We start from the raw sequence: 9,127 nt of genomic DNA, 5'->3' as shown, positions 1-9,127 counted from the left end.
CCCGACGGCCGCGCCTGCGGATCGCCCGCCAGGGCCAGCGCCCGGGCGAGGCGGCCGGTCGGCTCGGCGCGTGCCACCGCGGGCAGCAGCGCCCCGGCGGCCGGGGGCTCGGGAACCGTCACCGGACCGGCCCGCGGGCCGGACCGAAATTGTCATGATCGATCAGGGTGGATTCATGTGCGGCCACGGCGGAAACTATTTTTCCGATCGACCCGTCGGAATGCGACATACCCCTCCCTCGGCGGCAGCTGAATACCGCCCGAATATGTCCGTCGGTGGCGGCTGTCGATATCCAACCGCCGTCGACTCTCCGCAGTCAAGTCACCCCGGTGCGTTATCGGCCGGGCAGAAGAAGAGAATTGCTGCGGAGAAATCCCGCAAGCGTTACCCAACCGTCACGCCCGCACGCCTCAGCGGCGGGCCACGTAGTAGACGTTGAGGATGTCGCCCTCGACGCGCTGCGTGTCGACCCGGCCGAACCCGGCCTCGGCGAGCATCCGCCGGGCGGTCTCCTCGCCCCAGACCGTCCCCAGACCCTCACCGCCCTCACTGAGGGAGACGCTCATGCAGTAGAACGTCGAGAAGGTGTAGAGCGCAGGACCCAGCGGATGGTCGATGTTCTCCTCCAGCCGGCTGGAGGCGGCGATGTCGCCCATCAGGAACACCCCGTCCTCCTTCAGCGCGCCGGCGATCGCGGCGAGGGTCTCCGTCGGCCGGGCGAGGTCGTGGATGACGTCGAAGGCCGTCACCAGGTCGTACGCACCGGTCAGTTCGGCGCAGTCACCGAGCTGGAAGTCCGCGTTGGACAGGCCCAGCTCCGCCGCCTCGGCCCGGGCGGCCGCAAGGCCCTCCTCGGACATGTCGAGCCCGCGGAAGCGGCTCGCGGGGAACGCCCCGGCCAGCACATTGACCGCATGGCCCTGGCCGCAGCCGATGTCCAGCGCGTCGATGCCCGCGCGGAGCCGCTCGGGCAGCTCCGGCACCAGCGGGACGATCCCGTTCACCAGCGCCAGGTCGTAGACCTCGCCCGACTCCTCCGCCTGGAGGGCCTGGAACCTCGGGTACGCCGAGTACGGCACCCCGCGCCCGGTGCGGAAGGCCTCCAGGACCTGCTGCTCGACCTCACCCATCATGCCCAGGTCCTGCGCGATCCGGGCGAGGTTGTCCGGCCCGGCGGCCCGGGTCAGCGAGGCCGCGTGCTCGGGCGGCAGCGCGTACGTGCGCCGCTGCGGCTCGTACTCGACGATCTGGCCGACCACCATCGCGCCCAGCCACTCGCGAACGTAGCGCTCGTTCAGCCCGGCCGCCCGCGCGATCTCCTCGCTGGTGGCCGGTGCCAGCCCGGCCATCGTGTCGAACAGGCCGCTCTCGTGCCCCAGACCCACCATCAGGCCCAGGCAGGCGTCGTTCACCATCTGGACCATGCGGCCGGCGAAGGCCTCCTGCCTGGCAGCGTCCAACTCCGTGACGGACATCGCTCCTCCTCGCCACCGGGCCGGGGCAGGGCGGGCACACGGCCGGGCCGCGCTCGCGGCCGACCGGTCGATGCGACTGCGACGGAACACTCCTCACCGCCAGGCTACGCCGCCCGGGCCCGGGCGGCCGGGCGGGGACCCGGCGCCCCCTGATCCCCGGCGGACCCGAAGCGGCCGGGGCGACCGCCTGCGCAGGCGGCGCCGTGCGCACCGGAACGGCAGCGGCGCCCCTGACCGGCTGACGCAGGAACAACTCGGCCCGGGTCCGGAATAGTCCGTCGACGGAGCGCCGAGCGGTGTGATCAACTGTGCGGCAACCGGTCGGCGACGGCGGGGTCCGCCGGATGTCGTGAGACCCGGCCGCCGACCGTCACGTCACTCGTACTCGGGGAGGACCATGACCGCCGACGGCGGGACCGCGCAGGACACCGGCGCGGACGCGGCAGTGCCGCAGCAGGACGGCACGGCCGGAACCGCGGAGGCACCCGAGCGCTCCGCGGCCTTCGCCTCGTTCGTCCGGGGGCCGATCGACGACGACCCCGACGCGCGCCCGGGATGGAGCCGGCTGGCGGTTGCCTCGCTGGTACCGGGCGTCATCGGTTTCCTCTGGCCGGTGGGCGTGGTCCTGGCGGTCATTGCGCTGCTCCGCATCCGGAAGACGAAGCAGACCGCCGGATGGGCCGCCTGGACGGGCCTCGCCCTGTCCCTGATCTGGGCCGTCCTCGGCACGTCGCTGTTCTGGCAGGGCACGTCCGGTGAGGGCGGCGCCCGGACGGTCAGCGCGTCCGACCTCAAGCCGGGCGAGTGCTTCTCCGTGCAGGCGACCACGGGCGCGCTCACCGACGAGGTGACCGCCGTCCCGTGCGAACAGGCCCACAACGGAGAGGCGTTCGCCCGCACCGACCTCGACCGGGCAGCCGTCGCCACCGAGGACACCCTGACGGCCGCCGCCGAGCAGGCCTGCGCGGCGGCCGCCCCCGCCTACCTGCCGTCCGGCACCTCCGCACCGGCCGCCTTCCACCTCGCCCACGTGCCCCCGCGGGGCAACACCCTGCTGATCCGGACGCACCGCACGGTCGTCTGCACCTTCCTCGACGACACCGGGAGCTGGAAGGGCAGTCTCCACAGCGGCACCACCGTCGCCGCCTGACGGTCCCGCCCGAACGCCCGCGAGCGGGGCCCGGTGCGGGTGGTCCTGGCGGTGGGTCAGCCGTCCGTGCTGAGGACGGCGTCGGCGATCAGGCGGGCGACCGCGTCGGGCCGTTCCACCATCACCAGGTGCCCGCTGTCGGGCACCACCTCCAGGGTGATGGAGGGACAGGCCTCCACCGCGGTCCGCTCGGCGTCGGTCAGACCGATCTCGTCGCGGTCGCCGCGCACCACCCACGCCCGGGCACCTGAGTTGCACAGCCGCTGCACCAGTGAGCCGTAGCGGTCGAGATAGGCGAAGTACTCCGCGATGGCGCGGCGGCAGAACCCTGCGGAGTTCCGCTTCAGGTCGGCGATCAGGGCCGCCCGCCGGTGCTCCGGGATGCTGTCCGCCAGGACCTTCGGCGTCAGCCACAGCATCGCCGGCCACACCAGGGAGCCGAGCGCCGGTACCCGCGCGAGCGTGGTGGCGACCGCCAGGGCCTTGGACTCGTCCCCGCGCGAGAACGTCGGCGAGAGCAGCACCACCGGCCCCGGGAAGTGCCCGCCGCCCACCATCTCCAGCGCGATGTTGGCCCCGATGCTGTGCCCGACCACGGCCGTGCAGCCGTGCTCGGCCGCGAACGCGCCGGTGATCGCCGCGTAGTTCTCCATCGACACGTCCCGGGGCGCGACCGTCCCGGCATGGCCCGGAACGGTCGCCGCCACCAGCCGGATCGGCGCCCCGGCGAGCGCCGGGGAGGCCACCATGTCCTGGTAGAAGGCCGTACTGCACATCCCGCCGGGCAGGAGCAGAACGCGGTGCGGCGCATCGGCCGGCCCCGACTCGTGGACGTCCCAGGCATGGAACTGCGCCCTGCCGCTCACGCTTCGGCCCTCCGTCCGCTCGACCACCCGCAGTCTCCCGCGCCGGCGCACGCCGGCCGGCGATGCTGCGCCGAACGCGGCATGTCGGGGCCGAGGGCGGGGAGGGGAGAGGATCGGTACGATCCTCGCCGTGATCGACAGCAGGTGGGGGAGTCCGCGGACGCAGGTCCTGTACGACGAGTCGCGCGGCGATCTGCGCACGGCCGGACGGCCGCGGCCCGTCCGGGTGTACGAGTGGGAGCCGCTGCAGCCGGCGGCGGATCCTGCTCCGGTCGTTCTGGTCTCGCACGGGACGGGCGGCTCCGGGAGCGGAATGGCGTGGCTGGCCGGTCCACTGGCCGCCGCCGGATTCCGGGTGCTCGCCGTCGACCACCACGGCAACAACGTCGTCGACGGCTACGAGCCGGAGGGCTTCCTGTGCCCCTGGGAACGCCCCCGTGACCTGCTCCTCGCCCTTGATGTGCTCGGTGCGCCGGCCGGCGGACCGGAGCTCGGGCCGGTCGGCGCGGCCGGCTTCTCGGCCGGCGGCTACACCGCGGCCGCGCTGGCGGGTGCCCGGATCGACGAGGCCGTTGCGGGCGCCCTGCTCTCCGGCGCGGTGCCGCTGCCGGACATTCCGGAGTTCCCGGGCGTGCTGGAGGCGTTCCGGGCGAAGGTGCCCGCGGAGCGGCTGGAAGCCGCCATGGCCGGTGCGGGTGCGGATCTGGCCGACCCGCGGGTGCGGGCGGTCTTCCAGGTGGCGCCCGGGCTGGGGGCGATGGTGACGGCCGAGAGCCTGGCGGCCGTTCAGGTGCCGGTCGAGGTCCACTGGGGCGGCGCCGACACGGTCAACCCGTACGAGGTCGACGTCCGGCCGTACCTGGAGGGCATCCCCGCCGCGATCGGCCGGTCGGTCGGCCCGGACGTGACCCACGGCGACTTCATCGGGGCCGACCCGGTGCCGCGCGCCGCGCGCGCCCGTGCAGCCGTCGCCGCGGACGCGGTCGCGTTCTTCCGCCGCCACCTGGTCTGAGCCCGTGGGGCCGGGCGCCGGCTGACCGGGCCCGTCCGCAGCAGGTACCGGGCCCGTCCGCAGCAGGTGCGGTGTCAGCCCGGGGTGCCGAGGTCGAGTGCCGGCGCCACCACCGCAAAGGCCTGATCGAGCAGTCCGTCCAGGTCGGAGCTGCCGTCGCCGTTGCGCTCGCGGTCCTCGTCGGCCCACCGGTCGAGAGCCGTCCGGAACGCGGTGATCGCGACTCCGGCGGCGAGTGCCGGGCGGAGGTCGGTGCGCGGGTCCAGCCCGGCGCGCTCGGCGAGGATGCCGGTGATCTCGTCCTGCCACTGCGAGGTGCGCTCCAGGAAGCGGGCCAGCAGGGCCGGAGTGTCGAGGATCAGCCGGGTGACGCGCAGCGTCTTGTCCGGGTACTCCGCGCTGATGTGCGTGAAGCCCGACAGCGCACGGCGCAGCGCCTGCGCGGGGGCTTCCTCGGCCGGCCGGGCGCGCAGGTCGGCGCACAGCTGCGCACCGGCGCCCGCGAGCATGTGGACGACCACGTCTTCCTTCGACTGGAAGTAGCGGGAGAACGTGCGGCGCGACATCCCGACGGCGGCCACGATCTGGTCGACCGTCGTCGCCTCGAACCCCTGGTAGGCCAGGAGCTTGACGGCGGCTTCGGCCAGCTCGTCCCGGACGAGCTGCCGTTTGCGCTCGGCCATGTTGGCTGCCGGGGGTGTGTTCGCCGTGTTCGTGTCCGCCACAGCCCGATGGTATCTCGCGGGCCAGGAATGTCGCTCCAGGACCTCATTGACACACTGTGCCACCAGTGGCAGCCTGGGAAGGGTGACAGCGACAGAGAGCAAGTGGACCGCAGCCCGCATCCCGGACCTGACCGGCCGGACCTTCCTCGTCACCGGGGCCAACAGCGGCCTCGGCCTCGCCACGACCCGGGAGCTCGCCGGCCACGGCGCGCACGTGGTCCTGGCCGTGCGGGACGAGGCCAAGGGCCGTCGCGCCGTCGCGGACATCACGGGCGCCCACGCCGGGGCGAGCCTGGAGGTGCGCCGCCTCGACCTCGCCGACCTGGACTCCGTCAAGGCGTTCGCCGCCGCCGTGCGTGCCGACGGCCTGCCGGTGGACGTCCTCGTCAACAACGCGGGTGTGATGGCGCCGCCCCGCGGACTCAGCCCGCAGGGGCACGAGCAGCAGTTCGCCGCCAACCACCTCGGCCACTTCGCCCTCACCGGTCTCCTGCTGGACCTGCTGCAGCAGGGTCGCGACCCGCGCGTGGTGACCGTCACCTCGGACCTGCACCGCGGCGGCCGGATCCACTTCGACGACCTCACCGGTGCCGCGAAGTACGCGCCGATGGAGTTCTACCGGCAGTCCAAGTTCGCCAACGTCGTCTTCGGCCTGGAACTGGACCGCCGCCTCCGGGCGGCCGGCAGCCCGGTGCGCAGCCTGCTCGCGCACCCCGGTTACACGGCCACGAACCTGCAGACGAGTGGGCCGACCGGCCTGACCAAGGCCTTCGCCTCGCTCGGCAACCGGCTGCTCGCCCAGGACGTCACGATGGGCGCCCTGCCCCAGCTGTACGCGGCAACCGCCCCGGAGGCGGAGAGCGGCCGGCTCTACGGCCCCGACGGCTGGCGGCAGTTGCGCGGCTACCCCGCCCCGGTCGGCCCCGACCGCGCGGCATCGGATCCCGAGACCGCCCGCCGGCTCTGGCACCTGTCCGAGGAGCTGACCGGCGTCACCTGCACCACCGCCACCCCGGCCTGACCCGCCCTGCGGCCCGGCCCCGGGCCGTCGAGGCGGGCGCCGCTGCCGGAGTCGGTCCCCTCGAAGCCGGCCGGGGACGCCATTGGTCCACGTGGAGATCCCGGCGGGCTTCTCGTCGCAGGTCATCGCTGCGGCGAGTCCGGGACGGGCGAGGGAGTGACCGGAGCTATCGTCGCGGACGATCGGGCGGCGATCGCCGCAGAGCCGCGGGATCGACCCCTCGGGCCTCCAGAACCCTCGGAGAAGACGCATGAGCGATGTGGGCATCGGCACCGGCAGAGTGGTCGTGAACAGGGCGATGTCGCTGGACGGGTTCATCGCCGGACCCGGCCACGCGATGGACTGGATCTTCGAGTACCTGACGGCGGATGCGTTCCCGGACGTGGTGGCGGCCACGGGCGCCATGCTCATCGGCAGGGGCACGTACGAGGTCGCCAGGCGCATGGCGGACCAGGACACCGCCTACGACGGGGGAGCGCGGTTCGTCCTCACCCACGAGCCTCCCGACGAGCCGGACCCGACCGTCACGTTCCTCACCTGTGACCTCGAGGAAGCCGTTGCCACCGCACGCAGCGCCGCGGGCGGCAAGAACCTGGAGATCCTCGGTGCCGACGTGGCCGCCCAGTGCCTGCAGCGCGGGCTCGTCGACGAGATCCTGGTGTACGTCCTCCCGGTGCTGCTCGGCGACGGTGTCCGCTTCTCGCCCCCGGGCCTCGGCAGGGTCGACCTGGAACCCTGTGGCAACACCCGGTCGGGCGCCGTCACGATGCTCCGCTTCCGCGTGCGAAAGCGGGCGAAGCCCTCCGGGAGCTGACCCCGGCACGCGCGGACACCCGTTGCCCGGCTCGGGCCGGCCATCGGCCGCTCGTACTGTTTGCCGCGGTCGGCCGGACTTCTGCACTCGACCTGAACGCGAGTGGCCGGTCCTGCGCGGATCCGAACGAGGACAACGGCAGCTGAGACGGTGGCTTGGAACGGGCGGCCGACCACGCCGGCGCTTCAGTGGCCGTCGGCTGCGCGCTGCGCGCGATAGGCGGCGGCGCCCTCCTGGTAGCGGCGGTGTTCCTCGGCGTGGTCGGGGGCGGCGTGGGCGGCGGAGCCGAAGAAGCCGGCGAGGGCCTGGTTGGCGCCGGCCGCGAGGGGAGCCGCACGTTCGGTCATCCGGGCCTCGTAGTGGCGGACGGCCGCGTCGAGGGTCGGCTCCCGGACGATGGCGTGGGCGAGTTCGGCGGCTTCGAGCAGGGCGAGGTTGACGCCGTGGCCGCCGAAGGGGGCCATGACGTGGGCGGCGTCGCCGAGCAGGGTGACGCCGGGGGTGTGCTGCCAGGTGTGCGGGGCCGGCAGGTGGTGGATGGGCCGGTTGCGGTAGCCGCCGTCGGGGTCGGTGAGGAACGGCAGCAGCTGCTCGTCCCAGCCGACGTACTCGGCGAGCAGGTGGCGTCCGACGGCGTCCGCCGCGGCGGGGTCGGACGGGTCGGCGATGCCGGCCGCGGTGTGCCAGTCGGCGGGCGTGCGCATGGCGAGGTAGGCCCGGATGTGGCCGCCGCTGTTGCGCTGGCCGATGATCGCGCGCCCGTTGCCGTCGCGGACGAACAGGTGGCCGTCGCCGACCAGCCGGGCGATGCCCGGGTGGCGGGTGTCCGCGTCCTCGTACACGACGTCCAGGAAGGACACGCCGCTGTAGTCTGCGGTGGCGTCGGAGACCAGCGGCCGGACGCGGGACCGGGCGCCGTCGGCGCCGATCACCAGGTCGGCCACCGCGGTGGTGCCATTGGCGAAGCGGAGCCGGTGGGTGCCGTCGCCGACCGGCTCGGCGGCCGTGAGGCGGTGCCCCCAGCGTACGGCGGCCGGGTCGACGTGCGCGGCGATCATCCGGCGCAGCTGGCCCCGGTCGATCTCGGGGGCCGCCTCGTCGGCTGCGTCGGGGACGAAGCGGTCGAGGACCGTGCCGTGGTGGTCCATGCGGGTCATGGCCTGGCCCTCCGGCCGCGCCAGGGCGCGGAAGGCGTCCGTCAGGCCGGCGTCCTCCAGGGCGATCTGGCCGGAGTCGGCGTGCAGGTCGAGCGTGCCGCCGAGGTCGCGGGCGTCCACCGAGGCGTCCGCCTCGTAGACGGTGACGGGGACACCGAGCTGCTGCAGGACCCGGGCGCAGAGCAGGCCGCCGGGGCCGGCTCCGATGACGGCGATGCGGGGAGCGGACTGCTCCGGCGGCGTCGGCTGCGTGGACTTCATGGTGCGACCTCCTGAAGGCATGACGGCAGGGCGGACTCGGGCCGTACTGAACGACCGGTCATTAAGTTCCACGCTACTTAACGTCCGTTCAGTAAGCAAGGTAGGGTGGGAGCCCCCGAGAGAGACGGAGCGAGGAGCATGACGAGCCCCGCCCGAGGCCGCCGGCCGGCGGCCGAGACCCGTGCCGAGATCCTGAGCGTCGCGCTGGCCCTGTTCACCGAGAAGGGCTACGAGGCGACCTCCGTGCGGGACATCTCGGAGGCCCTCGGCGTGACCAAGTCCGCGCTCTACTACCACTTCCGCAACAAGGAGGAGATCGTCTCCAGCCTGGTGGCGGAGCGGCGCGAGGAGGTGCGGGCGCTCGTCGCCTGGATCGAGGACCGGCCCCGCACTCCGGGCCTGGTCCGGGAGGCCGCCCTGCGCTGGGTCGCCGGCACCACCTCGGAGCACCTGCAGATGATGCGGCTCACCCAGGCCAACCAGCCGGTCGTGCGGCGCCTCGCCGAGAGCGGCCAGGGCATCCCCACCGCCTTCGACGAGGTGATCCGGCTCCTCGTCGACGAGGACGCCGGCGAGCCGGAGCGGGCGGAGGTGCGGTGGGGGGTCTGAACCCGGGTGGGCGCCGCCCGACACGCCCACGCGCGCG

Annotated in this window: 9 protein-coding genes; 5 read left to right on the top strand and 4 right to left on the bottom strand. The window is 73.7% G+C overall.

Annotated features, from left to right (window positions below; genetic code table 11):
- Positions 1 to 410: 410 nt before the first annotated feature.
- Positions 411 to 1,475 (bottom strand): class I SAM-dependent methyltransferase, encoded by a 1,065-nt coding sequence (locus ACFV0G_RS27815; protein ID WP_380553665.1) that lies wholly within the window; start codon positions 1,473 to 1,475, stop codon positions 411 to 413.
- A gap of 397 nt (positions 1,476 to 1,872) precedes the next feature.
- Here ACFV0G_RS27815 and ACFV0G_RS27810 point away from each other — a divergent pair, with 397 nt between their 5' ends.
- Positions 1,873 to 2,625 carry a DUF4190 domain-containing protein gene (locus ACFV0G_RS27810; RefSeq protein ID WP_380553662.1) on the top strand — a complete coding sequence of 251 codons (753 nt, stop codon included), beginning with the start codon at positions 1,873 to 1,875 and terminating at the stop codon, positions 2,623 to 2,625.
- Between the two features lie 56 nt (positions 2,626 to 2,681).
- Here the strand turns inward: ACFV0G_RS27810 and ACFV0G_RS27805 are convergent, their stop codons facing one another.
- Positions 2,682 to 3,491 (bottom strand): alpha/beta fold hydrolase, encoded by an 810-nt coding sequence (locus ACFV0G_RS27805; protein ID WP_380553659.1) that lies wholly within the window; start codon positions 3,489 to 3,491, stop codon positions 2,682 to 2,684.
- Positions 3,492 to 3,621: 130 nt separating this feature from the next.
- Between ACFV0G_RS27805 and ACFV0G_RS27800 the strand changes: the two genes are divergently transcribed.
- Positions 3,622 to 4,503 (top strand): alpha/beta hydrolase family protein, encoded by an 882-nt coding sequence (locus ACFV0G_RS27800; protein ID WP_380553656.1) that lies wholly within the window; start codon positions 3,622 to 3,624, stop codon positions 4,501 to 4,503.
- A gap of 74 nt (positions 4,504 to 4,577) precedes the next feature.
- Here the strand turns inward: ACFV0G_RS27800 and ACFV0G_RS27795 are convergent, their stop codons facing one another.
- The gene (locus ACFV0G_RS27795) at positions 4,578 to 5,186 is read right to left on the bottom strand and encodes a TetR family transcriptional regulator (protein WP_380553668.1); all 609 of its coding nucleotides are present in this window, start codon (positions 5,184 to 5,186) and stop codon (positions 4,578 to 4,580) included.
- Positions 5,187 to 5,310: 124 nt separating this feature from the next.
- Here ACFV0G_RS27795 and ACFV0G_RS27790 point away from each other — a divergent pair, with 124 nt between their 5' ends.
- Together ACFV0G_RS27790 and ACFV0G_RS27785 are read left to right on the top strand one after the other, a co-directional pair.
- Positions 5,311 to 6,249 (top strand): oxidoreductase, encoded by a 939-nt coding sequence (locus tag ACFV0G_RS27790; protein WP_380553653.1) that lies wholly within the window; start codon positions 5,311 to 5,313, stop codon positions 6,247 to 6,249.
- Positions 6,250 to 6,499: 250 nt separating this feature from the next.
- Positions 6,500 to 7,063, top strand: a complete 564-nt coding sequence (locus ACFV0G_RS27785; RefSeq protein WP_380553650.1) for a dihydrofolate reductase family protein — start codon at positions 6,500 to 6,502, stop codon at positions 7,061 to 7,063.
- Between the two features lie 185 nt (positions 7,064 to 7,248).
- On the opposite strand, the gene ACFV0G_RS27780 is transcribed toward ACFV0G_RS27785, so the two are convergent.
- Positions 7,249 to 8,481: an FAD-dependent oxidoreductase gene (locus ACFV0G_RS27780; protein WP_380553647.1), complete on the bottom strand. Its 1,233-nt coding sequence runs from the start codon at positions 8,479 to 8,481 to the stop codon at positions 7,249 to 7,251.
- Between the two features lie 138 nt (positions 8,482 to 8,619).
- Here ACFV0G_RS27780 and ACFV0G_RS27775 point away from each other — a divergent pair, with 138 nt between their 5' ends.
- Positions 8,620 to 9,090 carry a TetR/AcrR family transcriptional regulator gene (locus ACFV0G_RS27775; protein WP_380553644.1) on the top strand — a complete coding sequence of 157 codons (471 nt, stop codon included), beginning with the start codon at positions 8,620 to 8,622 and terminating at the stop codon, positions 9,088 to 9,090.
- The last annotated feature ends 37 nt before the right edge of the window (positions 9,091 to 9,127 follow it).

The organism is Kitasatospora sp. NPDC059571, from assembly GCF_042735675.1.
Taxonomy (GTDB): domain Bacteria; phylum Actinomycetota; class Actinomycetes; order Streptomycetales; family Streptomycetaceae; genus Kitasatospora.
Note: the sequence above shows the minus strand (reverse complement) of the source record. Positions and strands in the feature narration are given on the sequence as shown.

Excerpts from the sequence above, each read along its gene's own strand:
- ACFV0G_RS27775 (WP_380553644.1), top strand. The coding sequence starts at position 8,620 with ATGACGAGCCCCGCCCGAGGCCGCCGGCCGGCGGCCGAGACCCGTGCC.
- ACFV0G_RS27795 (WP_380553668.1), bottom strand. The coding sequence starts at position 5,186 with ATGGCCGAGCGCAAACGGCAGCTCGTCCGGGACGAGCTGGCCGAAGCC.
- ACFV0G_RS27810 (WP_380553662.1), top strand. The coding sequence starts at position 1,873 with ATGACCGCCGACGGCGGGACCGCGCAGGACACCGGCGCGGACGCGGCA.
- ACFV0G_RS27785 (WP_380553650.1), top strand. The coding sequence starts at position 6,500 with ATGAGCGATGTGGGCATCGGCACCGGCAGAGTGGTCGTGAACAGGGCG.
- ACFV0G_RS27815 (WP_380553665.1), bottom strand. The coding sequence starts at position 1,475 with ATGTCCGTCACGGAGTTGGACGCTGCCAGGCAGGAGGCCTTCGCCGGC.
- ACFV0G_RS27780 (WP_380553647.1), bottom strand. The coding sequence starts at position 8,481 with ATGAAGTCCACGCAGCCGACGCCGCCGGAGCAGTCCGCTCCCCGCATC.